20 protein-coding genes are annotated in these 23696 nt (G+C 70.4%); 13 read left to right on the top strand and 7 right to left on the bottom strand.

What is annotated here, in order from left to right; genetic code table 11:
• The 4 genes from R2B38_RS36445 to R2B38_RS36430 form a co-directional block, all read right to left on the bottom strand.
• Positions 1-1059, bottom strand: coding sequence for an NAD(+)/NADH kinase (locus tag R2B38_RS36445; protein ID WP_318020069.1), 1059 nt, complete (start codon positions 1057-1059; stop codon positions 1-3).
• A gap of 29 nt (positions 1060-1088) precedes the next feature.
• A complete protein-coding gene (locus tag R2B38_RS36440) occupies positions 1089-2039 on the bottom strand; it encodes an NADP-dependent oxidoreductase (protein WP_318020068.1) in 951 nt (316 codons plus the stop codon).
• The gene (locus R2B38_RS36435; protein ID WP_318020067.1) at positions 2024-2641 is read right to left on the bottom strand and encodes a flavin reductase family protein; all 618 of its coding nucleotides are present in this window, start codon (positions 2639-2641) and stop codon (positions 2024-2026) included. Before R2B38_RS36435 ends, R2B38_RS36440 begins: the two co-directional genes overlap by 16 nt.
• A 137-nt stretch (positions 2642-2778) precedes the next feature.
• The gene (locus R2B38_RS36430) at positions 2779-3627 is read right to left on the bottom strand and encodes a helix-turn-helix transcriptional regulator (protein WP_318020066.1); all 849 of its coding nucleotides are present in this window, start codon (positions 3625-3627) and stop codon (positions 2779-2781) included.
• A 206-nt stretch (positions 3628-3833) separates the two neighbouring features.
• Here R2B38_RS36430 and R2B38_RS36425 point away from each other — a divergent pair, with 206 nt between their 5' ends.
• Positions 3834-4715: a helix-turn-helix transcriptional regulator gene (locus R2B38_RS36425; protein WP_318020065.1), complete on the top strand. Its 882-nt coding sequence runs from the start codon at positions 3834-3836 to the stop codon at positions 4713-4715.
• Between the two features lie 14 nt (positions 4716-4729).
• Here R2B38_RS36425 and R2B38_RS36420 read toward each other — a convergent pair whose 3' ends face one another.
• A complete protein-coding gene (locus tag R2B38_RS36420) occupies positions 4730-5194 on the bottom strand; it encodes a MarR family winged helix-turn-helix transcriptional regulator (RefSeq protein ID WP_318020064.1) in 465 nt (154 codons plus the stop codon).
• A gap of 179 nt (positions 5195-5373) precedes the next feature.
• On the opposite strand from R2B38_RS36420, the gene R2B38_RS36415 reads away from it, so the two are divergent.
• The 5 genes from R2B38_RS36415 to R2B38_RS36395 all read left to right on the top strand — a co-directional run bounded on the left by R2B38_RS36415 (position 5374) and on the right by R2B38_RS36395 (position 9925).
• Complete coding sequence (locus R2B38_RS36415) at positions 5374-6213, top strand: SDR family NAD(P)-dependent oxidoreductase (protein WP_318020063.1); 840 nt, start codon at positions 5374-5376, stop codon at positions 6211-6213.
• A 308-nt stretch (positions 6214-6521) separates the two neighbouring features.
• Positions 6522-7304 (top strand): SDR family oxidoreductase, encoded by a 783-nt coding sequence (locus tag R2B38_RS36410; RefSeq protein ID WP_033281683.1) that lies wholly within the window; start codon positions 6522-6524, stop codon positions 7302-7304.
• 175 nt (positions 7305-7479) lie between these two features.
• Entirely contained in the window at positions 7480-8028 is a 549-nt protein-coding gene (locus R2B38_RS36405; protein WP_318020062.1) for a dinucleotide-binding protein, read from the top strand.
• Between the two features lie 260 nt (positions 8029-8288).
• On the top strand, positions 8289-9059 hold the full coding sequence (locus R2B38_RS36400; RefSeq protein WP_318020061.1) for a MerR family transcriptional regulator: 771 nt from the start codon (positions 8289-8291) through the stop codon (positions 9057-9059).
• Positions 9056-9925 (top strand): hypothetical protein, encoded by an 870-nt coding sequence (locus R2B38_RS36395; protein ID WP_318020060.1) that lies wholly within the window; start codon positions 9056-9058, stop codon positions 9923-9925. The genes R2B38_RS36400 and R2B38_RS36395 overlap by 4 nt, the downstream gene beginning before the upstream one ends.
• On the opposite strand, the gene R2B38_RS36390 is transcribed toward R2B38_RS36395, so the two are convergent.
• Complete coding sequence (locus tag R2B38_RS36390; protein WP_033281679.1) at positions 9910-10749, bottom strand: GntR family transcriptional regulator; 840 nt, start codon at positions 10747-10749, stop codon at positions 9910-9912. The two genes, R2B38_RS36395 and R2B38_RS36390, sit on opposite strands and share 16 nt — an antisense overlap.
• 311 nt (positions 10750-11060) lie before the next feature.
• On the opposite strand from R2B38_RS36390, the gene R2B38_RS36385 reads away from it, so the two are divergent.
• From R2B38_RS36385 to R2B38_RS36360, 6 genes are all read left to right on the top strand, one after another.
• Positions 11061-12686 carry a beta-N-acetylhexosaminidase gene (locus tag R2B38_RS36385; RefSeq protein WP_318020059.1) on the top strand — a complete coding sequence of 542 codons (1626 nt, stop codon included), beginning with the start codon at positions 11061-11063 and terminating at the stop codon, positions 12684-12686.
• The gene (locus tag R2B38_RS36380) at positions 12683-14134 is read left to right on the top strand and encodes a cellulose binding domain-containing protein (protein WP_318020058.1); all 1452 of its coding nucleotides are present in this window, start codon (positions 12683-12685) and stop codon (positions 14132-14134) included. The genes R2B38_RS36385 and R2B38_RS36380 overlap by 4 nt, the downstream gene beginning before the upstream one ends.
• Before the next feature lie 76 nt (positions 14135-14210).
• Entirely contained in the window at positions 14211-14876 is a 666-nt protein-coding gene (locus tag R2B38_RS36375) for a response regulator transcription factor (RefSeq protein WP_318020057.1), read from the top strand.
• The gene (locus R2B38_RS36370; protein WP_318020056.1) at positions 14873-16159 is read left to right on the top strand and encodes a HAMP domain-containing sensor histidine kinase; all 1287 of its coding nucleotides are present in this window, start codon (positions 14873-14875) and stop codon (positions 16157-16159) included. Before R2B38_RS36375 ends, R2B38_RS36370 begins: the two co-directional genes overlap by 4 nt.
• On the top strand, positions 16156-18096 hold the full coding sequence (locus R2B38_RS36365; protein ID WP_318020055.1) for a glycoside hydrolase family 9 protein: 1941 nt from the start codon (positions 16156-16158) through the stop codon (positions 18094-18096). Before R2B38_RS36370 ends, R2B38_RS36365 begins: the two co-directional genes overlap by 4 nt.
• 52 nt (positions 18097-18148) lie before the next feature.
• On the top strand, positions 18149-18484 hold the full coding sequence (locus R2B38_RS36360) for a hypothetical protein (protein ID WP_318020054.1): 336 nt from the start codon (positions 18149-18151) through the stop codon (positions 18482-18484).
• Between the two features lie 54 nt (positions 18485-18538).
• Here the strand turns inward: R2B38_RS36360 and R2B38_RS36355 are convergent, their stop codons facing one another.
• Positions 18539-21358 (bottom strand): MGH1-like glycoside hydrolase domain-containing protein, encoded by a 2820-nt coding sequence (locus tag R2B38_RS36355; RefSeq protein WP_318020053.1) that lies wholly within the window; start codon positions 21356-21358, stop codon positions 18539-18541.
• A 401-nt stretch (positions 21359-21759) separates the two neighbouring features.
• Between R2B38_RS36355 and R2B38_RS36350 the strand changes: the two genes are divergently transcribed.
• Complete coding sequence (locus R2B38_RS36350) at positions 21760-23625, top strand: glycoside hydrolase family 76 protein (RefSeq protein ID WP_318020052.1); 1866 nt, start codon at positions 21760-21762, stop codon at positions 23623-23625.
• Positions 23626-23696: the final 71 nt, after the last annotated feature.

The following is a 23696-nucleotide window of genomic DNA, read 5'->3' as shown; positions in this document are numbered from 1 at the left end:
CTACTGGGCGGCGGGCGGCAGCCGCATCCCCGCGAGGTCCGCCGGGACGGGGGTGTCCGGGCGGAAGAACGGTTCCGAAGGACCGTCCTGGGCGTTGGCGGGAGCGTCCGTGAGCCGGAACCGGTCGCGCAGCCGGCCGTAGAAATCCGTCGGGCGCAGGCGGACGAGGCGGACGCGCTGGGGGGCGCGGAAGACGCCGATCCAGTCGCCGGGGTCCAGGACGCCGCGGAGTTGGCCGTCGACGGTGACGATCGCCTGGCCGGAGTGGGGCAGGACGCGCAGGCCGACGGGTTCGTCGGGGGCGGCGATCACGCTGCGGTTGAACGTCATGTGCGGGGCGATCGGCGTGAAGACGACGGCGTCCATGTGGGGCGAGAGGACGGGTCCGCCGGCGGCGAAACTGTAGGCCGTGGAGCCGGTCGGGGTGGCGACGGCGAGCGCGTCGGCGGAGTAGGTCGCCAGCAGGCGTCCGGCCAGGTAGACGCCGACGCCGACCTGCCGGTCCCGGGCGAGCTTCTCCAGGACGACGTCGTTGAGCGCGGTGACGTCCAGCGCGCAGCCCCAGCCGCCGCCCTCCGTGGTCTCGGGCCGGACCTGCGGCGGCGGCAGGGCGGGACCGCGGCCGTAGCGCAGCAGGGCCTCCATCTCCTCGGGGATGTCGAGGGGGCGGGAGGCACGCATGGTCAGCGTCATGCGCTCCTCCACGATGGCCCGCCCCTCGTGCACGGCGTCGAGGGCCTCGTCGATGTCGCAGGCCGGGACCTCGGTGAGGAAGCCGACCTTGCCGAGGTCGACGCCGAGGACGTCGGCCCCGCTCTTGACGGCGATGCGGGCGCCACGCAGGAAGGTGCCGTCGCCGCCGAGGGTGACGACGAGGTCGGGGTTGCCCGCGGCCTCGGCCTCCTCGCGTCCGGCACGGCGGTGATGGTCCTTGGCCCAGACGTCGATCTCCGTGCAGCGGACGTCGTGCGCCTCGCTCCAGGCGTGCACGGCGGCCGCCGCGTCCCGGGCGGTCTCACGTCCCTGGTGCACGACGAGACCGATACGGCGTACGGGCATGGGGTCCTCCGTGGAGTGCGGTCGGGGCGTCAGGAGCGCGGTGCGTGACGTTCGTCGGGCGGGACCAGGCTGAGCACGATCTTTCCCCGCGTGTGCCGCCGCTGCACCTGCCGGTAGGCCTCCTGGACCTCTTCCAGCGGATACACCTGGCTGATGGGGACGGTGAGCTGTCCCTTGGAGACCAGTTCGGCCAGTTCGGCGACCAGTTGAGGGGTGAAGACGTCCTCCTGGGCCCTGCTGCGGACGCCGTAACGGGCGACCGCCCGGCCGTCGGCGAGGGTGTTGATCCGGTGCGGGGGCACGCCCAGTCCGACGGCGATGTCGACGTTGCCCTGGCCGAAGGTGTCGACGAACGCGTCGATCCCGTCGGGTGCCGCGGCCTTCAGCCGGTCGGCGAGGCCGGGGCCGTGCTCGACGGGGACGACACCGAGCGAGCGCAGGAAGTCCGCGTTGTGCGGTCCGGCGGTGCCGATGACCGTGGCGCCGCGCAGCCGCGCGAGCTGCACGGCGAGGGAGCCGACTCCGCCGGCCGCGCCGGACACCACGACGGTGTCTCCGGCTTCCAGATCTACGGCGTCCACGGCGGCCCATGCCGTCACCCCGACCGCGGACAGCGGCGCCGCGGCCTCCCAGCCGATGTCGGCGGGCTTGGGGGCGAGGACGTCGGCGGGCGAGACGACGTAGTCGGCCTGCGCCCTTCGGGGCAGATAGCCGATGACCTCGTCGCCGACCGCGAACTCGCTTACGCCGTCGCCGAGTTCGGCGACCCAGCCGGCGAAGTCGTTGCCCTGTCCCTCGGGGAAGGTGGCCGGCCACATGTCCGCGAAGACGCCCTGCCGGATACCGGCCTCGCCGGGGTTGACCCCGGCGACGACGACCCGGACGAGGACCTCCCCGGGGCCCGGCTCCGGTCGCGGCACCTCGACGACCTCCAGCACCTCCGGGCCGCCGTAGCGCGAGAACTTCACTGCTCGGGGCATGGTCGAGTCTCCAGTGTCCAGAGGATCGGCGGGCTTACAGAAGGTACTGCCACTTGGTCATGCGGTCCTTGAGATCGACGGTCGGGCCGTCGAGCGTGAAGGTGCCGTCGCCGCGGTGATGGAACAGGCGCGGGGCGGGCCGCGTTGGATCGGTCCAAGCCCGGGACCGGCTCCAGGACGAACAGGCTGTAGGGGGCGACGAGGCTGGTGTCGGCGACCCTGCACTCGATGTTGGCGAAGCACTCCGCGACGAGCGGCGCCTGGACCTTCTCGCCGTCCACGGCGGTCAGGTCGAACTCCTCGAACTTGTCCACGTCTACGCCCGAGCAGTTGCCGATGTCGACGACCGTGGCCGCCATCTCCGCCGTCGGGACGGAGACGACGCACTCGCCGGTCTCGACGAGCGCCTCGTAACTGTGGTCCCAGGGGCCGATGGTGCACGCGATCAGCGGCGGGGCGTGGCGGACCATCATGTTGAACCCGTTGGTCATCACGTTCGGGACGCCCCGGTGCCGGGTGGTGACCAGGATGACGGGACCGGGTTCGATCAGCCGGTGCACCTGGTCCAGGGGGTGGGGCCGAAGGTCCTTCACGGTGGTCATGTCCGCTCCCGACGCCGTACGGAGCGCGTCCCGGCGGCGGGGCCGGCGCGCTGTCTGCCGCTTCGAGTCTCGGCAGACGGCGTACCGGTATGAAGGCCGCGGTTTTCCTGGGTGCGGGAGGACCAGGCTCCGCTTATTTACGTGCTTGCGTTCACTTGGGCCTTCTTCGGCTCCGCGGCCAGCGCCCTCAGCGTCTCGAAGGCCTCCGCCGTCGGGCTGGCCGGTTCGGCCTGGTAGACGACGAGTTGCTGATGCGGGGCGCCGTTGACCGTGAACGCGGCGAAGGCGATGTGCAGGTCGCCGACGTCGGGGTGCTTGAGGTGCTTGCCCTCCTGGGACTTGCTCTTGACGTCGTGCAGCCGCCAGAGCCCCGCGAACTCCTCGCTCTCCGCGGAGAGTTCGTCGACCACCTCGGCGATACGGGCCGATTCGGGATCGTGTCCGTAGGCGGCCCGGAGTTCGGCGACACAGGAGTGCGCGGCCCGGTCCCACTCCTGGTAGAACTCGCGTCCCGCCGGATCCACGAACACGTTCCGCGCGAGGTTGTCGAACGCGTCGAACCCGCTGTGCAGCGCCGTGGCAAGGGAGTTGCCCGCGAGGATGTCGAGCGCCGGGCCGAGCACGAACGCCGGAGTGTGCTCCCAGCCGTCCATCAACTGCAGCAGCTGCGGGCTGATATCGGCCTGACCCCAGTCGTGCGGGCGCTGCGAGGGCGTCAGGCAGAGGCGGTTGAGATGGTCGGCGGACTCCGCGTCCAGCTTCAGCGCCTGCGCCACGGCTTCCAGGACCTGCGGCGAGGGGCTGTTCTCGCGGCCCTGCTCCAGCCTGATGTAGTAGTCGGAGCTGACTCCGGCGAGCATCGCGACTTCTTCCCTGCGCAGTCCCGGCACCCGGCGTCGGCCGTACTCGGGCAGACCGACGTCCTGGGGCTTGAGGGCCTCGCGACGGGCCCGGAGGAAATCACCCAAAGGGGTCCCATTGCTCATGCGGCAAGACTAGATGCTTTTCGATCGTTGAGAAGAGCCGCTCGTGCACAGACGCACCAGGTTCCACACTCTTCACACAGCGTGATTCGCCACCCGGGCGACCTGCCCCGCAGCTCCTCCGTGCCACCCGGGAGCCGTGATCCTGGGTGCAACGCACCCACCGTCGGCAGAGCTTCTCCGGGTCTTTTCCGCCTAGCCTCGACGGTATGTACAACGACGACGTGCGCCCCGGCCCGGTTGAAGGGCTGGGTCAGTTCCTCCGCTCCCGCCGGGAGCGCGTCAGCCCCGCCGACGTGGGGCTGTCCGGCTCCGGCCGGCGACGGGTGCCCGGGCTGCGCCGCGACGAGGTGGCCGCGCTCGCCGGGGTCAGCCCGAGCTACTACAGCAGACTCGAGCAGGGCCGTGAACTCAGCCCGTCGGTACGGGTGTTGGAGGCCATGGCCCGTGTGCTGCGGCTGGCGGAGGCGGACCGGCTGGAGCTGTTCCGGCTGGCGCGACCCACAAGCCGTCGCACGAAGTCGCCGTCCCGCGTCGAGCGGGTGCGCCCGCATCTGCGGCAGCTGATCGAGAGCTGGACCAGGACGCCGGCGTTCATCATCGGCCACGCCCAGGACCTGCTGGCGACCAACGCCCTGGCCGACGCCCTCTACCGCGACTTCACCCAGCACGACAACGTGCTGCGCATGCTCTTCCTGGACCCCGCGGCGAAGACGTTCTACCGGAGCCCGGAACGCGCGAAGAACCGCGCCGTCGCCGATCTCCAGCAGTCCGCCGCGAGCATGCCCGAGGATCCCCGCATCCTGGAACTCGTCGGTGAACTGTCCGTGCGCAGCCCGGAGTTCCGCTCGCTGTGGGCCCGTGAGTACATCCGGGTCCCGCCCTACGAGGTCAAGCAGATGCGCCATTCCGTGGTCGGGGACCTGGAGTTGCGGCACGAGGCGCTCACCATCCGCAGCGCGCCCGGGCAGCAGCTCGTCATCCTGCAGGCCGAGCCGGACTCGCCCTCGGCGGACGGTCTGGCCCTGCTGGGTTCACTCAGCGCGCCCGAGGTGCCGCACCAGCAGGATCCGGCGCGGGGCGCCCCGTAAAAGCCCGACCCGAATTACTGGGAATTCTGCTCGACCGCTTCCAGTATCCGGTCCAGGAAATCGCCGAAAAGGCGCACCTCGTCCGAGGTGAGCGGGTCGAAGAAAAGCCGCCGCACGTTCTCCACATGCGTGGGTGCGGCGGCCTCGATCATTTCCCGGCCCTTTTCCGTGAGCCGCACCATCGAGCCGCGGGCGTCGTCCGCGCAGGGCTCGCGCGTGACGAGCCCGCGCTTCTCCATGCGGCTGATCTGATGGGACAGCCGGCTGCGCTCCCAGTCGACCTCGGCACCGAGCTCCCGCGCGCGCAGCACGCCGTCGGCGGACTCGGACAGGGGTGCGAGGAGGGCGTAGTCCGCCGCCGAGAGGCCTGAATCCCGCTGAAGTTGCTGGTCCTGGGCCCGCTGCAGCTCGCGGCGCACTCTCCGGTACTTCGCCCAGACGTCGGCCTGGTCGGGGGTGAGCCATCGCGGTTCGGACATGGCCTCACGGTACCAGGTTGTTGACATGTCACCGACTTCGCCGGTCGGCGCCCGTTCCTGGGTGTGGGACTCCCAGGAGAACCGCTGCCTTCATAGCCCCGTCGCGGCGGGACAGACTCGTACTCGTCAACAAGAAATCCCCCCCCCACAAAGGGGAAGCGACGAAAGAGGTTCTCCCCATGGCTACGTGGTTTGTCACCGGCGCCTCCCGCGGAATCGGCGCGGAAATCGCCCGGGCCGCACTGGCAGGCGGTAACAATGTCGTGGTCGCCGTACGGAATCCGGAGCGGGTGCCCGACGACCTCAAGAAGTCCGACAACGTGTTCGCCGTCGCCCTGGACGTCACGGACAACGACAGCATCCCGCAGGCGGTCGAGGCCGCGGTGGAGCGCTTCGGCGGTATCGACGTCCTGGTGAACAACGCCGGCCGCGGTCTGCTCGGCGCGCTGGAGGAGATCACGGACGCGGAGGCGCGGTCGCTGTTCGACCTCAACGTCTTCGGCCTGATCAACGTCACCCGCGCGGTGCTGCCCGTCATGCGCAAGCAGGGCTCCGGCAAGCTCGTGCACATCGGTTCCCGCTCGGGCTTCGAGGGCGAGCCCGGGGTCAGCCTGTACTCCGCCTCGAAGTTCGCGGTCGCCGGCGTCAGCGAGGCGCTCTTCGCCGAGATGGCACCGTTCGGGATCCAGTCGATGGTGGTCGAACCGGGCGTCTTCCGCACCGACTTCCTCGACTCCAGCTCCCTCTCGGTCGCCGCGAACCGTATCGCCGACTACGACGGCACCCCGGCGCACGTGACGCTCGACTGGATCGACCGGGCCAACCACGCGCAGCTCGGCGACCCCGTCCTGGGTGCGGCCCTCATCGTCGAGGTCACCGGCACCGAGAAGCTGCCGACGCACCTCTACCTCGGCCGCGACACCCTGGAGCGGCTGGAGGTCAAGTACCAGCAGGTGCGGGACGACCTGGCCCCGTGGCGCGAGAAGTCCGCGGCCACCGGGCACGACGACGCGGCCTGACGCGACTCGGAGCGCTTGGACCGGTCCAGTTCGGGACCTGGGGCCGCCGAGTCCGGGGCCCAGGGCCGACGAGTCCGGGACCTGGGGCCGACGAGTCCGGGGCCCAGGGCCCGGGCGCTTGGACCGGTCCAGTTCGGGACCTGAGGCCGACGAGTCCGGGGCCCGGGGCCGACGAATCCGGGCGCCCGTGTCGGCCACCACCCGGCGCACCTCCCCTGAAGTACCTGACCCACCGTACGCACCTGCCCCACCGCAATTGCCTGACTCACCATAAAAATCTTTCCCATCCGAGTGATTGAGGTTCCGTGATGTCCACTTCCGCCCTGCTCACCGGCACCCCCCTCTCCGGCCGTGTCGCCGTCGTCTCCGGCGCCTCCAGCGGCATGGGTGCCGTCACCGCCGAACGGCTCGCCCAACTCGGCGCCACCGTCGTCGTGTTGGCCCGCCGGAAGGAGCGCCTGGAAGGCGTGGTCAAGAACATCGAGGCCGCAGGCGGCACCGCGTTCGCCCTGGCCGTCGACGTCACGGACCGCGCCGCCGTCCAGGCCGCCGCCGACCAGGTCGCCGAGCGCTTCGGCAAGGCCGACCTGGTGTTCAACAACGCCGGCGTCCAACTCATCTCCGGCATCGAGGAGTTGAAGGTCGACGACTGGCAGCGCCAGATCGACCTCAACATCAGCGGGCTGATGAACGTGATCGCCGCGTTCCTCCCCCACCTGACGGAGTCCGCCGCCGCGGGCAAGCCGGCCGACCTGATCAACACCTCGTCGATCGCGGCCACCCGCATCCTGACGAAGTTCTCGATCTACTCCGGCACCAAGGCGTACATCAGCCACCTCACCCGGCTGCTCCGCGTGGAGCTCGGCCCGAAGATGGTCCGCGTGGCCACCATCGAGCCCGGCATGGTCGACACCGAGCTGCCCGACCACGTCACCGACCCCGACGCGTCCAAGCTGATGGCCGACCTCATCCACGACATCGACGTCCTCCAGAGCGCCGACGTCGCCGAGACCGTCGCCTTCATGGCCGCCGTACCGCGCCACGTCAACCTCACCGAGATCACCATCCTGCCCACCGCGCAGGCCGTCTGAGACCCGCCCGTCCCCTCGCCCCCCCATCCCCTCAGGGCGGGGGAGGAACAGCCCTCGCTGCTCCTCCCCCGCCCTGGCGGCATTGGTTGACACGACAACATCAGTGGTGTTTTGTTGATACGTCAACGAGGACACACCCTCCCGCAACGCAACCCCAGGCAGACCGGAGGCCCGCATGAACATCACGGTGATCGGACGAGGACACGTCGGCGGCGGCCTGGCCCGCCTGTGGGAGAAGGCCGGGCACGAGGTCAGGACGCTGGGCCGCGACGGGGGTAACGCCTCGGACGCGGATGTGGTGGTCGTGGCCGTCCCCGGCAATCAGATCGCCGAGGCACTGAGCGGCGTGACCGGCCTCGACGGCCAGGTCACCATCGACGCGACCAACCTCTACTCGGAGCGCGACGAGGCCTTCCCCTCGCTCGCGCACCAGGTGAAGTCGATCGTCGGCGGCCCGACCGCGAAGTCGTTCAACACGGTCTTCGCCTCGGCGTACGACCAGATCGGCACCCAGCGAGTCACCCCGAGCAACCTCTTCGCCGCCGAACCGGCCGCGAAGGACATCACCGCGCAGCTCATCACCGACGCCGGATTCGACCCGCTCTACGTCGGCGACCTCGACCCGGGCGCGCGCCTCCTGGAGGACAGCTCGGGCCTGACCCGCGCGCTGGCCGGACAGATCGGCCCGTTCTTCTACCGGTACGCGCGCCCCGGGGAGCTGTAAGTACGGGGCGGGCAGGGGCAGTTCGCGGAGCCGAGCGCACCGATCCGCCCGCCCCCACCCACCACCACCCGGTTCCTTCATGGGTCACTCCGGCCCCGATGCCACTGCGTAGAAACCGAGACGTCGCGGCAAGGTCGAGCAGCTCGCGGAGGCTGCCCCGGCCGCTCAGCCCGGGCCGTCCGGCACGGCTCGGCGGCGCGCACCGCCCGTCGCCCAAGCCTCCTTGACCTTGTCGCGACGTCAGGGTTTCTACTGACCTCATGCGAATCGGCGAGATCGCCGCCCTCATCGGGGTCACCCCGCGGGCCGTGCGGCACTACCACCATCTCGGGCTGCTGCCCGAACCCGTACGGCGGAGCAACGGCTACCGCGAGTACGGCATCCGGGACGCCGTCCTGCTGGCCCGGATCCGGCGGCTGACCGAGCTGGGCCTCGGTCTCGACGAGGTGCGCGACGTCATCGCGGACGACGAGGGCCGCGAACTGGTGGACGTCCTCCAGGAGTTGGACGAGGACCTCGCACAGCAGGAAACGGTCATCCGCGAGCGGCGCGAGCGGCTCACCGCGCTGCTGACCGAGGCGCGGGACGGGCGCCTGACCGCCGACGCACCCCTCTCACCTCAGCTCGCCGCCCTCCTGGCGGGCCTCGGCGAGCTGCCGGACTCCCCCATGGCCGTGAAGGACCGGGAGATCCTCGCCCTCCTCGACACCGTGGCCCCCGAGGCGGACCGGGTCCGGCTGATGGAGACGCTGCGCGGAATGGCGGAGCACGCGGGCGAGATGTACGCCCTGCTCGACGCCCTCGCCGACAAGGATCCGGACGACCCCGGGGTGATCCGTGCCGCCGCCGCGCTCGCGGCCCTGCTGCCCGACGACCTGGCCGCGCGGTTCTCCGGTCAGCCCGACGGCGGTCTGACCGACGCCCTCTTCGCGGACCTGGCACCGGCCCAGTCGGCAGCGGTGCGCCGGGCGATCGACCTCGCGAAGCACCGGCAGAAAGCCCCGCCGTACCGACAGGAACCCCCGTCATGACGACGACTCCGGAGATCCAGACGCCCCTCCCCCAACCCGGAGCCCCCGCGCGTGGACCGGTCCAACGGAAGCTGCGCGCCGTCGCTGTGCCAGCCCAACTCTCCCTGGTGGCCTGCCTGTTCAGCGGAGTTCCGGTGCCGGACGCCGTTCTGCTCGGCGGCAAGGTGCTCCTGCTGATACTCCTCGCCGTCGAGGCCCACGTCTGGCTGCGGCTGCGGCGGCTCGGCCTGTCCCGGCGTCAGGCGCTGGCGCGGCTCGTGCCCGAGCGCCTGGCACGGTACGTGGCGCACGAGGCGCGGATCCTGGCGAGCCTGGTCCGGTGGATCGCACGCCGTCCGCACGGTGTCGGCGAGGCCGACGGGGTCTTCCCGTACGCCCGCGACCAGGCGGCCATGATGTACGGCCTCACGTTCGTGTGTGTGGCCGAGACGGTCGCCCTGTCGTTCCTCCTCGCCAGGTGGCCCGTCGTCCACGCCGTCCTCCTGGTCGTCGACGTCTACACCGTCCTGTTCGTCCTCGGCATGCACGCGGCCGCCGTCACCCGGCCGCACGTCCTCAGCGACGGCGCCCTGCGCGTCCGGCAAGCGGCCGGCGTCGACCTCCGCGTCCCCCTCGCGCAGATCGCCTCCTTCCGACGCGAGACGCGGTTCACCCATGAGAAGAAGGACGGCGAGCTGAACCTCCCCATCGGCTCCCAGACCTCCCTCACCCTCGAACTGACCGAGCCGGTCGACGCGCCCAAGCTCCTCGGCACCCCGCGCCTCGTACGGGTGATCAGGCTGCACGCCGACGACCCGAAGTCCCTCTACGACGCGGTCACCAGGGCACGGACCACGCCCGCACCCGCGCCTCAGGACGCCGACTGAATGTCCCCCCGCGTGGACGCCGCGATCGTGTCCCGGTGGGCGAAGTCGCCCGGGGGAATGCCGGGATGATGGCCGAGCGGGGTCGACGGGACCGTCACCGAAGGGCCGAGGGTGAGTCGGGAGACGATGCGGTAGCGGTCGCCGCGATAGACCGAGTGGACGTATTCGACAGGCCGGCCCGTGGTGTCCGACGTCAGCCGCTCGAAGAGCAGGGCCGGGGAGAGTTCGGGGACGTCGAGGAGTTCGGCCTCGGCGCGGGTGACGACGGTCGGCTCGATCGCCTGGACCGCCTCCTGGACGTGCACCCCGTGCTGTTCCCGCAGGTGTTCGTACAGGTCCCCGGCCTCCAACTCCCGTGCGGACAGGGTCGGTACGAGGTCGGCCCGGATGTGCAGGTGCTCGATGGCCATCGGGGCGCCGTCGACCAGGCGCAGCCGGGCCACGTACACGATCTCGGCGGCGGGCGAGAGGCGCAGCCGTCGGCCCACACGGGCGCCGGCCGGGATGGTGGTGAACTCCAGCAGGCGGCTCGACCAGGCTCCGGAGGCCTGAGGTGCCGTCATGGTCTGTTCGCCGGAGACGAGTTCCTGGGTGATCTTCTCTGGCGCCACGAACATGCCGCGACCGTGCTCCCGCACCAGCAGCCCCGCGGCGACGAGTTCGTCCACCGCGGCGCGCAAGGTCGGCCGGGACACGCCGAGTTGGGCACAGAGGACGCGCTCGGAGGGGATCGCGTCCCCCGGGTGGTGCGACTCGACGAGGTCGAGGATGAAGTCGCGGACCCGCTCCCGTTTGAGTACCGCACCTGGCGCGTCGGCCTTCATGTCGTACTCCTCATGCGCGGAGCCCCTGGTTGACCACCTGACCAGTTGACCAACTGTAGCCCGCAATCGCCCTGTTGACCCGGGCAGTGTAACCACCACCGGGCGATGATCCTTCCGATCCGGGCCGACCGGAACGCCAAGTCCCCTTGCAGTGCGAGGGGTTGACGTCCGCATTGGTCTATGCCACCTTCATCCCCACATCGAGAGGTGAGCTGTCCAGTGGGCCTCACTGGTCAGGTGGTCAGGTATCCGTTCGCGCCCTCCCCAGGTGGGCCTCCCCCACACGCCCCGTCCCGTCCCGGAGGCGCCCCGTGCCCGCACAGCGTTCCTTGCTCTCGCTCGTCCCCCGCCCCACCAAGTCGGCAGTCGGACCAGGGCAGTTCACCCTCGACGCCGACACCGCCCTGCACATCGGCGCGGGCGCCGAACCGGCCGCGGACCTGCTGCGCACCCTGCTCGCCCCGGCCACCGGACTGACGCTACGGCCGTCCCCGGACGGGCAGTTCACCCTGACACTCGACCCCGGCCTGGCCGGTCTCGGCGAGGAGGGATACGGACTCACCGTCGCCCCGCACTTCGTACTGCTGCGCGCCGCGCACCTCACCGGGCTGCTGCGCGGCATCCAGACGATCCGCCAACTCCTGCCCCCACAAGCCTTGTCGGAGACTCCGCAGCCCGACGCCCGGTGGGTGCTGCCCTGCGTCGAGATCACCGACCTCCCCCGTCATCCCTGGCGCGGCGCCATGCTCGACGTGGCCCGGCACTTCCAGCCCGTCTCCTCTCTGCGTCGGTACGTCGACCTGTTGGCACTGCACAAGATCGGCGTGTTCCATCTGCACCTCACGGACGACCAGGGCTGGCGTATGCCGGTGTCCGCCTACCCGAAGCTCACGGAGATCGGCGGTCACCGCGCCGAGTCCCAAGTGGGCCCCGCCGGAAGCGACTTGTACGACGGTGTCCCGCACGGCGGCTCGTACACCCGGGCCGAACTCACCGACCTGGTGAGCCATGCGGCCGCTCGCGGGGTCACCGTCATGCCCGAGATAGAGATGCCCGGACATGTACGGGCCGCCCTCGCCGCCTATCCCGAACTGGGCAACAACCCCGAGCGCACCCTCGACGTCTGGACGCGCTGGGGCGTGTGCGACACCGTCCTCGGGGTCCACGACGAGGTGCTCGACTTCTGCCGTACGGTCCTCGACGAGGTCATGGACGTCTTCCCCTCGCCCTACATCCATGTCGGCGGCGAGGAGTGCCCCACCGCCGAGTGGACGCACAGTGCCGCCGCACGCGAACGGGCCCTGGCGCAGGGCCTGTCGAGCCCGGCGGCGCTGCACGGCTGGTTCCTCGGGCGGATCGGCGACTTCCTCGTGCGGCACGGGCGGCGTCCGGTCGGCTGGGCCGAGACGGGGGCCGAACTGCCCCTGGATTTCACGGTGATGACGTGGCGCGACTCGGCGCACACCCTGGCGGCGGCGCGCCGCGGCCACCCCGTCATCAGTGCCTATCACCGGGCGACGTACCTCGACTACGCCCAGTCCGAGGAACCGGGCGAACTCCCGGCCCAGCCCGGCGGCGTCGTCGATCTGCGCGCCGTCCACGCCCACGATCCCGTGCCCGAGGACGCCGAACGGGGCGCGGCCGAGCGGGTGTTGGGCACCCAGGCGCAGTTGTGGACCGAGTTCGTCAGGACGCCCGAGCGCATCGAGTACCTCACCTACCCCCGCCTGTGCGCCCTGGCCGACCGCGCCTGGAGCGGCGCGACCGACTGGGCGGACTTCCGTTCCCGGCTCGACGACCACACGGCCCGCCTCGACGCGCTCGGCGTCCGGTACCACCCCCGAGCCATCCCCCTCCCCGTACCGCCCCCTCTCAAGTACCGCCGCTCACCTGTCCGTTCCGGAATCACCCCACCTTTCTGGAGAGGCACGACATGAGACTCGACAAGAGGTTCGACACCAGGTTCGCGAAGAACAGGCTCCGCGCCGCCGCGTCCGCCGCCGTCGCGGTGGCCATGGGCGCCGCCGCGCTCACCGCCATGCCGTCCACCGCGAGCGCGGCGGGCAACGGGCTGAGCGTGCAGTACCGCACCAGCGCCACGGGAGCCACCGCCGACCAGTCCGAGCCCTGGTTCAAGGTGCGGAACACCGGCTCCAGCACAGTGCAGTTGGCGAGCGTCAAGCTCCGCTACTACTTCAAGGCGGACTCGGCGAGCGCGAGTTACCGCTTCGCGTGTTCCTGGGCCGTCAAGGGCTGCGCCAACGTCACGGGCACCTTCGGCACGCTCGCCAACCCGACGGCCACGGCGGACCGTTACCTGGAGATCGGCTTCACCTCCGGCGCGGGCACCCTCACGCCCGGCGCCGACACCGGTGACATGCAACTGCGCTTCTACCAGTCGACGTGGCAGACGCTGACCCAGAGCGACGACTACTCCTTCGGCGCCGCGCAGACGTCGTACGCCGACTGGTCAAAGGTGACCGCGCAGTTGGCCGGCACCACGCTCTGGGGCACGGCCCCCGCCGGGAACGACCCGACGAACCCGCCCACCGACCCGCCGACCGACCCCCCGGCGACCGGCGCCACGCTGTTCGACGACTTCAACTACAGCGCCTACAACGACCCGAAGATCTCCTCGCACGGCTGGAGCGTGCGCTCCAGCTCCGGCGGTCCCGGTGTCTCCGGTGCCACCTGGGCGCCCGAGAACGTCACGTTCGCCAGCACGAGCGGCAACTCCGTGATGAACCTGGAGACGTCGACGTCCGGCACCGGCGAGAGCACCAAGCAGACCGAAGTCGTCACCAACACAAGGAAGTTCAAGAACGGCACCTACGCGGCGCGGGTCAAGTTCAACGACGCGCCCAGGTCGGGACCGGACGGCGACCACCTCGTGCAGACGTTCTTCACCATCAACGACCTCACGGCCCCGCTGGCGGACGACTACTCCGAGTACGACTTCGAGTACCTCCCCAACGGCGGCTGGGGCGAGACCTCCGACATCCTCTACACGACGTCCTGGGAGACCTACCAGGCCGACCCGTGGATCGCGGTCAACCAGCACACCGAGGGCCGGCAGAGCTACAACGGCTGGCACGACCTGGTATTGACCATCGACAACAGCAGCATCAAGTACTACATCGACGGCCAGCTCTTCGGCACCCACGACGCCGCGTACCTCCCGGAGCGCCCGATGTCGATCAACTTCAACCAGTGGCTGATCGACTTCGGCGGCCTGACCAGTTCCACCCCGCGCTCCTACGACGAGCAGGTCGACTACGTCCTCCACGTCAAGGACCAGGTCCTCACGCCGGCGCAGGTGGCCGCCAAGGTCGCGGCGTACCGCGGCGCGGGCACCACGTTCGAGGACACCGTGCCCAGCAGTTGATCACTCAGGGCGGCGGGCCGCGCACTCGGCGTACGGCATCCGGGAGCGCGGCCCGCCGTCGCCTAAGCTCCGGCCCATGCGCGTAATGGTCTTGGAGGACGACCCCGAGCTGGGGCCCGTCGTCGCTGCTCAACTGCGTGACGCGGGGTTCGCGGTGGACCTCGCGCGCACGCTCGCCGAGGCGGATCTCAAGCTCTCCGTCCATCGCTACGACTGTGTCGTGGCCGACCGCTCGGTCCCGGACGGCGACTCCCTCACCCTGCTCGCCGCACACCGCCGGGCGGGTTCGGTGCTGCCCTTCCTGCTCCTGACGGCACTGGACGCGGTCAGCGACCGCGTCGCCGGCTTCGAGCACGGCGCGGACGACTACCTGGTGAAGCCCTTCGCCTTCGCCGAACTGGTCGTACGGGTAAGGGCGTTGTGCCGCAGGGAGCAGCCCGCGCGACCGTCCGTCCTGCGGACGGGCGACCTGGAACTCGACCTGCCGCGACGCCGGGTGACCCGGGCCGGGGTCCTGCTCAGCCTCTCCGCCAAGGAGTTCGCGGTCCTCGAACTGCTGATGCTGCGCGCGGGCGAAGTGGTGACCCGCAGCGAGCTGATCGAGAGCTGCTGGGACGAGGCGAGCGAGCCGATGTCGAACGTGGTGGACGTGCTCATCGGCCAGCTGCGCAGACGGCTCGGACCGCCCGACCCGATCGGGACCGTGCGCGGAGTCGGTTACCGCCTGGGCGGCGAGGCATGAACCGCCGCGACACCTCACCCGCCGTGGCCCGGCTCCGGCGCACCCGCCGCCTGATGACCCTCCTCTTCGCCTCGACGACGGCCGCCTGTCTCGTCGTCCTGGCCGTGGTCGCGATCCGTATCGACTCCGCGTCCCGCCGCTCCGGCCTCGACCACGAGGTCGGCAGCCGAGCGGCGGGACTGTCCCGGGCGGTCTGGTTCGACGCGGGTGTCCTGCACCTGGAGCCGCTGCGCGACGATGAACTCGCCCAGGGCGCGCAGGTGTTGGCGGTGCTGCAGGCGACGCCGGGAAAGACGCCGACCGTGCGCAACGTCGTACCCGGACGGTCGTCACTGCCCGATACGGACGAGCTGGACGAGGTCTGGCACCGCGTCCTGGACGAACAGGGAACGGTCCAAGTCAGCGCCTCCGCCACCAAGGGCGGGCGGCTGCGGTGGGCGGCGGCGCCGGTCTGGGACGACGACCGGATCGGGGCGGCCGTACTCGTCGGCACGGAACTGGCGCGCAGCGAACACGATCACGACCTCCTCGTGCGCTGGCTGGCCCTCGGCTGCACGGCACTGGTCTGCTGCGCGGCGGCCGTGGGACATCTGCTGTCCGGGCGGGCCATGCGGCCCGCGCTGCGGGGGCTGGGGCAGCAGGAGCAGTTCCTGGCCGAGGCGGCGCACGAGCTGCGGACACCGCTGGCGACGCTGCGGCTCGTGGTGGAGCGGAACGGTTCGTCCGACGAAGCGCTACGGCTCGTGGACCGGTTGAGCCGGCTGGTCACCGGACTGCTCGCCAGGGCGCGGCTGGAGTCGGGGGCGCGGCGGGTCGAGTTGGTGCCGTTGCGGCTCGACCAGTTGGTGGAGACCACGGTCGAGGAGCTGCCGGACCACGAGAGCGTGACGGTGACGGCCGAGCCGGTGGTGGTGCGCGGCGATCCGGACCTGCTCGCACAGGCGGTGCGGAACCTGGTGGAGAACGCCCAGCGGCACGGTGGCCCGGCCGGTTCGCCGGTGGAGGTCGGCGTCACGCCGGGACTGGTCACGGTCCGCGACCACGGGGACGGCGTACCGCTCGCCGACCGGGAACGAGTGTTCGCACGCGGGGTCGCTGGGACCGGTCCAGGCACGGGCGCGGGCCTCGCCATCGTCCGCTGGGTCGCCGGTCTGCACCACGGCACCGCCCGCCTCACGGACGCTCCCGGCGGCGGCCTGCTCGCCGAGCTCAGGCTGCCGGTGGACCGGTCCAAGTCGTCCTCATCCTCATCTCATGAAGGTCCCGGCACCGTGGGCGCATGAACGCATTGCGCAGCCCTGTCGTCCTGGTCACCACCACCGCCGTGAGCATCGCCGCCGTGCTCGTCGGCCTGAATGTCTACGGCGAGGCCGCCACCCCTTCCGCCGCCCCTGTGGCCGTCCGGGTCGACCAGGTCGGCTATGTGCGCGGCGAGACGAAACTGGCGTACGTCATGGGGCCCACGAAGGCACTCGCCGGAGCGCGTTTCAAGGTCGTGGACACGAAGGACAAGGTGGTCACGGCGGGCCGGCTCGGTGCCGTCACCGGTCACTGGAACGCCAAGTTCCCGTCCGTGCGGACCATCGACCTCTCCGCATTGGACCGGTCCGGCACCTACCGCATCGTCCTGTCCGGCACCGCGGCCGGCCGCTCCCCCGCCTTCCGGATCGCCGACGCGAGCGATCTGATGACCCCGTTGGTCCGGGACAACGTCCGCTTCCTGCAGGCGCAGCGCGACGGGGCCGACGTGGTGTCCGGCGGCGGTCTGACCCACGGCCCGTCCCATCTCGCCGACGGGGACGCGACCGTCTACGCCGACCCGCACTACGACGAGGCGGGCGAGGAACTCCTCGACGAGGGGCTGACCCCGACCGGTGTGACGGCCGACGTCGCGGGCGGCTGGTTCGACGCGGGCGACTTCCTGAAGTTCACCGGCACCACCTCCTACTCGACCGCCGAACTCCTGCTCGCCGAGCGGGACTTGCCGGACATGGAGGCGCTGTCCGCCGAGGCCGAGCACGGCCTGGAGTGGGTGGACAAGATGTGGGACGGGGACAGCGAGACGCTCTACGCCCAGGTCGGCATCGGCGCGGGCAACGACGCCGTACGGACGGATCACGACGTGTGGCGGCTGCCGGAGGCCGACGACCGGCTCGATGTGGAGCCCGGTGACCCGGACTACACGATCAAGCACCGGCCGGTGTTCCGCGCGAACAAGCCGGGCGAGCCGATCACGCCGAGTCTGGCGGGACGGGTGGCCGCGGTGTTCGCCCTCGCCGCGCAGCGCACGGCCGACAGCGACCCGGACCAGGCGCGGGAGTGGCTGGACAAGGCCGCCGCCGTCTACGACCTGGCCGACACCGACCACGACCCGGACAAGCCGCTCGTCACTGCCTTCCCGAGCGGCTTCTACCCGGAGGACTCCTGGCAGGACGACATGGAGTTCGCCGGTGCCGAACTCGCGCTGGCCGCAAGGGACTTGGGCGACGACCGGGAGGCCGACTGGGCCGGTGAGGCCGCCCACTGGGCCAAGGCCTACCTGGACTCCGACGTGAAGGGCACCCTCAACGTCGCGGACGTCAGCGCGTTGGCCCATGTCGACCTGGCCACCGCTCTGGACGGCGCCCGCAGCAACGGAGTTGGGGCCGATGACCTGAACAAGGACCTGCGGCGCCAGCTGGAGGACGGGGTCGATCACGCGGACCACGATCCGTTCGGTGCCGGTGCGGTCTACGACGACTTCGACGCCGTACCGCACACGTTCGGGTTGGTGGCCACCGCTCGCCTCTACGCCAAGGCCACCGGGGACACCCGCTACGACGCGTTCGCCGGCCGGCAGCGGGGCTGGGCCCTCGGCGCCAATCCGTGGGGCACCAGCTTCATGATCGGTGCGGGTGAGGTCTACCCGCACTGCCCGGAACACCAGTTGGCCAACCTCCGCGGCAGCCTCGACGGAAAGGGCGCGATCCTGCGGGGCGCGGTGGTCAACGGCCCCAACGCGGCTGACAGACTGGCGGAGTTGAACGGCTTCCCGACCATGAAGAAGTGCGCCGCCGCCCCGCCGTCGGGAGCCTGGACCGACTTCGACGGCAAGGGTTCGCGGTACGTGGACGACGTGGGCGCGTGGCAGACGGTGGAGCCCTCGCTGGACTTCACCACGACGGCCCTGCTGGCCTTCGCGCTGACCGCGGAGGACGACGACCGGCGACCGAGCCTCTGAGCCTCCTCAAGTCGCTTGGCGCGCGGGGGACATGACGGTCAGGCTGAGCCCCATGACAGGAATCACGGGACTGAGCAAGAAGAACACCTTCGTGTTGACCGTCCGGGACTCGGACGTGGTCGCGGCGGCGCTGCGCGAGGCTTTGGCCGGGGCGTCCCCGGAGGAGCGCCCCGGCCTGGAACGCGCCGCCGCTCTCGTCGAGTCCACCGCAGCCGCCAACGAGGGCCTGCTGCACGCTCGTTGGGTCAGGACCCGGCTGGCCGCCGTCGGCTTCACCGGGGACATCGCCTCGGTCACGGCGGTACGGGCGCTGCGTCAGGCGGAGCCGAAGCTGAGCCTGCTGGCCGCGGTGCACCTGCAGAAGGAGGCGGTGGCCCATCCGGAGTGATCCGGCAGCCCCCGGAACGCGGGGAGTTGGAGGCTGCCGGATGCGTGGGGCCGCTCAGGACGTGAGGTAGCAGGACTTGCTCACGTTGGGCAGTGGGTCGGTGCCGAAGGCGGCCGTCGTGCAGGCGGCGGAGCCGGTGAACGCCTTGTAGAGGAAGCGGCCCCGGGCGCCGTAGGCGACGGTCTGCTGTCCGCTGAAGGAACAAGTGCCGCCCTCCGCCGAGCAGTTGGTGGCGTATCCGACCGGGCCGCCGGTCGCGGTGTAACACGCCTTCGACTCACCGGAGATGGGGTCGCCGAACGTGGCGTCGGTGCACGCGGTGTCGCCGGTGGCGGTGGCCGTGGCGAACGCTCCGTAGGCGCCGTACATCACCGGCTGGCCTGCCACGGCGGCACAAGTCCCGTTCTGGTCGGCGCACTTGGTCCAGCCGCCGGCCGGTGCTCCTGCGGGCGGCAGGTAACAGGACTTGGCCACACCGTCGATGGGATCGCCGAAGTGGGCGTTGGAGCAGGCGACGGAGCCGTTGGTGACCTGGTGGACGAAGTTGCCGTTGGCGCCGTAGGCCACGTCGCGGTTGTAACCGGGTACGGCGCACGTCCCGTTCTCGGCCGCGCAGGCGGTGTACCCGGGCGGGCCGCCCACGTCCGCGACGTAGCAGGACTTGACGAGGTTGGCCGCCGGGTCACCGCCGAAGGAATCGTTCGAGCAGGCGGTGCTGCTGGTCACGGTCTTGTAGGTGTACGTCCCGGCGCCGTAGGCCACCGAACGGGTGCCGCTGAAGGAGCAGGTGCCGCCCTCGTCGGCGCACCGGGTGAAACCCGCGCGCAGGGCGCCGGTGCCGGGCTGCGTGGGCGCCGACGGGTTGCCGAGGCCGGTGGCGGAGACGGTGTAGCTGCCCGGGGTGACACCGGTGAGGTAGACGTAGGTGTCGTCCTGGCTGCCGCCGGTGATGCCGGAGGTGGGCGTGAAGGCCCCGTTGCTCCAGACGGTCGCGCCGTTCACGGTCACCGTGATGTCGCCGCCCAACTTCGGTACGCCGATACGGCCGTTGCTGCCGGACGGGCTCGAGAGGGTGGCCGAGTAGGTGCCGACCGACGGGTCGCGGGACCAGGACGCGTTGATGGCACCCTGGGGCATGGTGATGCGGCCCTGGGCGCTGGTCAGGTCGCCGGGGTGCGGGACGAAGCGGTAGGCGCCGGTCGCCGACTCGGGCGCGGTGCCGAGCACGTCGAAGGTGAGCGTGGAGGTGGGCGCGGTGGACCAGCCGTGCGCGAGGCTCATGAACGAACCGCCGTACGCCAGACCGCCGTCGGACTGGATGCCTTCCCAGAACGTGCTCTTCGTGCCGATGTCACTGTCGAGCATGTGGCCCCAGGTGCGGCGGATCTGGTCCAGCGCGGTGAAGTCGTCGTTGGCGGTGAAGCGGGCGTTGAGCTCCATGCCGCCGGCGAACGGCGAGACGTTGCCGCCCCATTCGGGCGTGGTCGGGCCGTAGATGCCCCAGTTCTTGCCGAGCCCGGTGATGATGCTCTTCGACTTGGCGGTGGAGTCGCTCAACCCGTACCAGACGGCGAGGGAGTTGCCGTCCTGCGGGTACAGCCCGCTGCTCGGGTTGTCCTTGTACATGCCCTTGGAGGCGTCCCAGAGAAGGGAGTTGGCCGCGGACTTGATCGCGGCGGCCTTGCTGTTCCAGCTCGCGGCGAGCGCGCTGTCGCCCTCCACCGCGGCGAGGGTGGCGCCGCCCTTGAGGGCGCCGTACAGCAGCGCGTTGGCGGAGATGTTCTCACCGCCCTGGCCGACCCGGGCCCAGTCCTGGGTGCGGGTCACGTTGAGCAGGTTGTTGCCGTCGATCTTGTTGGTGATGAAGGCCATCCCGCGCTTGTAGTTGGCCCATTCGGAGTCCAGCCACGACCGGTCGGCGGTGTACGTGTAGTACGTGGACGTCCCCAGCAGGGTCCATGTGTGGTAGGTGTCCGAGCCGGTGAGGTTGAACGGCGGCCCGGACCAAGGGATTTCACCGGCCGACGACTGCGCGTTGTACATCGTGGTGAGCGCGTTGCGGGTCGAGGTGAGGTCGTTGGAGTACGCGTACTGCGTGGGGACGGCGATGCCCATGTCGCCCGGCCACACCGTACGGTCGCGCTTCGCGCCGTCGACGAGGACGGAGTCGCCGACGCCGACGGTGGCGCTGTTGTCCCAGGCCGAGGAGGGCGGGGGCCAGGCGCGGCCCTGGTTGGAGGCGATGGTGTTCAACTGCACGGTGTAGGCACCGGCGTACCAGATGCGGTTGAGCAACTCGTCGCTGGAGGTGAAGTAGTTGGCGTAGTCGGCCGGGTTCGCCTTCCCCGGTGCCGCGGTGAAGTTGAGGCTGACGCCCTTGAGGTCCACCCAGCCCGAGCTGTCGAGGAAGACCGTCAAGTAGCGGAAGCCGCCGCGGAGTTGGGCGGTGGGCACGGTGTACGTGCCGTTCGCGGAGGGCGTCGCGTAGAGGGCGCCGTCCTCGCCGTCGCGGCCGCTGCTGCGGTCGCTGTTGTTGCCCACGTACAGGGACGACTCGCTGAAGGCCAGGCCTACGCGTTGACCGCTGGAACTGGTGCTACCGAATGACAACGTTACCAATCCGCCGACTTCTTTCCCGAAGTCGAGCGTGACGGCCGACTGCGAGCCGGTGATCCGGGTCGCCTGTCCGCCCAGGACGTTCGTCGGGTTCGCCACGCTGCCGGACGTGCGGTAGACGGTGGTCGGCTTGAGGGTGCGGGAGGTCGGCGAGTAGTTCACGGCGTCAAGTGCCGCCTTGGGGGCGACCGTCGGGGCCACCTCCGCGGCCCCTGCCGACAGCGCGGGAGCCACGGCCAGCGCGGCGGCCACCACCATGGTGAGCCCGACTAGGCGCCCTGGACCGGGCTTTCTGTTCAGCGGTGGCCGGCAGCGGCGCATGAGTACCTCCCGAATCGGTGGGGAACCAGCTGCTCAACTCGTTGACCAGTTGCTTGAATCGATTCAAATAGATCGACCGTGGAGGCCTGGAGGCAGAGGGGCAGCAGGTGTGCGAGATGACTCGCCGAAGTTCGCACCGATGATGGGCGCCGGAAAAGCGAGTGTCAAGCCATCGCGACAGCCTTCGACTCCCGCGAAACAAGCATTCCTTACGGCATTGACAGGGCCACGCCGAGCCGGTTCACTGCCTCGAAGACGGATACAGGTATGGACCATTGATCCAGTACTGAATCCATTCACGACCGGCGTCCCCCATCGTGAAATCGAGGCGAGTTCCGGTGTCCCTCCATGAATTCGACATCGTTGTCAGACCACGGTTCCTCAGCTTTCTCCTGACGGCCGCCCTCGCGTTCGTGGCGCTGGTCCCGATCGCGTCGCCGGCGTCCGCCGCCACCCAGGTCTGCGTCCTGGCCTGCGACACGCTCGACCCGTCGCAGGCGAAGCAGGAAACGTTTCCAGTGCCGGACAAGACCCTCAACGGACGGGTCGTCCGGCTCCATGTGTCCGACGCGGACGACATGGCGTGGGCCAGCATCGACAACGGCACGAGCGGCGACGCGGTGTGGTTGGACCGGTCCTGGGACGGCGGCGCCACCTGGGACGGCCTGCTCGGCAAGGCGAGCATCCCGAGCACCTGGACCGGTACAAGGACGCTGATGTACAACATCACCGATCCGCGCGACCACAAGCGCGGCCTCGTCCGCGCCTGCGGCGACGCGGCCGGCGTCGGCTGCACGAACTGGGTCTACCCCACGGTCTGCGACAGCGTCTGCGACGGCACGAGCGCGGCCCAGGCGGCGGGCGACGACCAGCCGGTCCCCTCGACCACCCTGTACGGCCGCACCATTCGCCTGCACGTGGACCAGAAGAACTCCATGGCCTGGGGCAGCATCGACACCGGTGGCGCCGGTGACGAGATCTGGTTGGACCGTTCCTGGGACGGCGGCTCGACCTGGCCGGACGGTTCCTCCCTCGGCCGCACGAGCACCCCGTCCGGAGCGACCACGACCCGGACCGCGATGTACGCCGCCCGCGATCCGCGCGGTCTCCTCTACGGCGGCGCGGTCCGCGCCTGTGGCCGGGAAGCGAGCCACAACGAGGGCAGCTGCACGGCGTGGTACCGGCCGGTTCCGACTCGGGCCCGCGCGGCGGCGGACGCGCTGATGACGTCGTACGACCCCTACAACGGCTGGTGGCCCAGCAGTTGGTGGAACTCGGCGGCGACCCTCACCTCCGTCATCGACTTCGCGAAGACGACCGGCACGCACGACTACGACTGGATCATCGCCCGCACCTTCGACCGGAACAAGGGTGTCTTCCCGGCCGGGACGCGGAGTTCGGACGCGATCGAGGGCGACTTCATCAGCCGGTCCATCGACGACTCGGGCTGGTGGGCGATCGCGTGGATCGACGCGTACGACTACACGCACGACGCGCGGTATCTCAACGAGGCGGTCACCATCGCCAATTACATCCAGCAGTACTGGGACACCGGCACCTGCGGGGGCGGGGTGTGGTGGGACCGGGAGCGGACCTACAAGAACGCGGTGACGAACGGGCAGTACCTGTGGCTGACCACCGCGCTGCACCAGCGCGTCGCCGGTGACACGGTCTGGCTCCAGCGGGCGAAGACGTCGGCTGCCTGGTACAAGGCCAGCGGGATGATCAACTCCGCGGGACTGGTGAACGACGGGCTCTCCTCGTCCTGCGCCAACAACGGTTCCACCGTGTGGAGTTACAACCAGGGCCTGGCCATCGGCGCCTTCACGGAACTGTGGAGGACCACGGGCGACAGCTCGATGCTGACCACGGCGCGGACGCTGGCGGACGCGGCGATCAGCAACGCGCAGCTGACGGTGGGCGGAGTGCTGACCGAGTCCTGCGATGTCGGCTCGGCGTCCTGCGACGACAACCAGAAGCAGTTCAAGGGCATCTTCATGCGGAACTTCGCCGACCTCGCGAAGGCGACCGGTTCCACGACCTACCGGGCCTACATCCAGAAACAGGCCGACACCCTGTGGGCGTTGGACCGGTCCACGCTCAACGCCCTCGGTGAACGCTGGGCGGGCACCAGCCCGAACCAGACCGACTGGCGTACGCAGGCCGGCGCGCTCGGTGCGCTCACGGCGGCCGCGGGGAGCTGAGCGCAGCAGGGTGGGTGTCCGATGGCCGGACGCGGGGGGGGTAGGTCGGTGCCTCGGCCGGGCGCAGGCGC

This window comes from Streptomyces sp. N50, assembly GCF_033335955.1.
Lineage (GTDB): Bacteria > Actinomycetota > Actinomycetes > Streptomycetales > Streptomycetaceae > Streptomyces.
Note: the sequence above shows the minus strand (reverse complement) of the source record. Positions and strands in the feature narration are given on the sequence as shown.

What these genes read in the sequence shown, in the direction of transcription:
- R2B38_RS36395 (WP_318020060.1), top strand. Translation starts at nt 9,056, where the DNA reads ATGACGACGACTCCGGAGATCCAGACGCCCCTCCCCCAACCCGGAGCC.
- R2B38_RS36440 (WP_318020068.1), bottom strand. Translation starts at nt 2,039, where the DNA reads ATGCCCCGAGCAGTGAAGTTCTCGCGCTACGGCGGCCCGGAGGTGCTG.
- R2B38_RS36415 (WP_318020063.1), top strand. Translation starts at nt 5,374, where the DNA reads ATGGCTACGTGGTTTGTCACCGGCGCCTCCCGCGGAATCGGCGCGGAA.
- R2B38_RS36445 (WP_318020069.1), bottom strand. Translation starts at nt 1,059, where the DNA reads ATGCCCGTACGCCGTATCGGTCTCGTCGTGCACCAGGGACGTGAGACC.
- R2B38_RS36400 (WP_318020061.1), top strand. Translation starts at nt 8,289, where the DNA reads ATGCGAATCGGCGAGATCGCCGCCCTCATCGGGGTCACCCCGCGGGCC.
- R2B38_RS36405 (WP_318020062.1), top strand. Translation starts at nt 7,480, where the DNA reads ATGAACATCACGGTGATCGGACGAGGACACGTCGGCGGCGGCCTGGCC.
- R2B38_RS36425 (WP_318020065.1), top strand. Translation starts at nt 3,834, where the DNA reads ATGTACAACGACGACGTGCGCCCCGGCCCGGTTGAAGGGCTGGGTCAG.
- R2B38_RS36410 (WP_033281683.1), top strand. Translation starts at nt 6,522, where the DNA reads ATGTCCACTTCCGCCCTGCTCACCGGCACCCCCCTCTCCGGCCGTGTC.
- R2B38_RS36365 (WP_318020055.1), top strand. Translation starts at nt 16,156, where the DNA reads ATGAACGCATTGCGCAGCCCTGTCGTCCTGGTCACCACCACCGCCGTG.
- R2B38_RS36430 (WP_318020066.1), bottom strand. Translation starts at nt 3,627, where the DNA reads ATGAGCAATGGGACCCCTTTGGGTGATTTCCTCCGGGCCCGTCGCGAG.
- R2B38_RS36370 (WP_318020056.1), top strand. Translation starts at nt 14,873, where the DNA reads ATGAACCGCCGCGACACCTCACCCGCCGTGGCCCGGCTCCGGCGCACC.
- R2B38_RS36375 (WP_318020057.1), top strand. Translation starts at nt 14,211, where the DNA reads ATGCGCGTAATGGTCTTGGAGGACGACCCCGAGCTGGGGCCCGTCGTC.
- R2B38_RS36435 (WP_318020067.1), bottom strand. Translation starts at nt 2,641, where the DNA reads ATGACCACCGTGAAGGACCTTCGGCCCCACCCCCTGGACCAGGTGCAC.
- R2B38_RS36355 (WP_318020053.1), bottom strand. Translation starts at nt 21,358, where the DNA reads ATGGTGGTGGCCGCCGCGCTGGCCGTGGCTCCCGCGCTGTCGGCAGGG.
- R2B38_RS36390 (WP_033281679.1), bottom strand. Translation starts at nt 10,749, where the DNA reads ATGAAGGCCGACGCGCCAGGTGCGGTACTCAAACGGGAGCGGGTCCGC.
- R2B38_RS36420 (WP_318020064.1), bottom strand. Translation starts at nt 5,194, where the DNA reads ATGTCCGAACCGCGATGGCTCACCCCCGACCAGGCCGACGTCTGGGCG.
- R2B38_RS36360 (WP_318020054.1), top strand. Translation starts at nt 18,149, where the DNA reads ATGACAGGAATCACGGGACTGAGCAAGAAGAACACCTTCGTGTTGACC.
- R2B38_RS36380 (WP_318020058.1), top strand. Translation starts at nt 12,683, where the DNA reads ATGAGACTCGACAAGAGGTTCGACACCAGGTTCGCGAAGAACAGGCTC.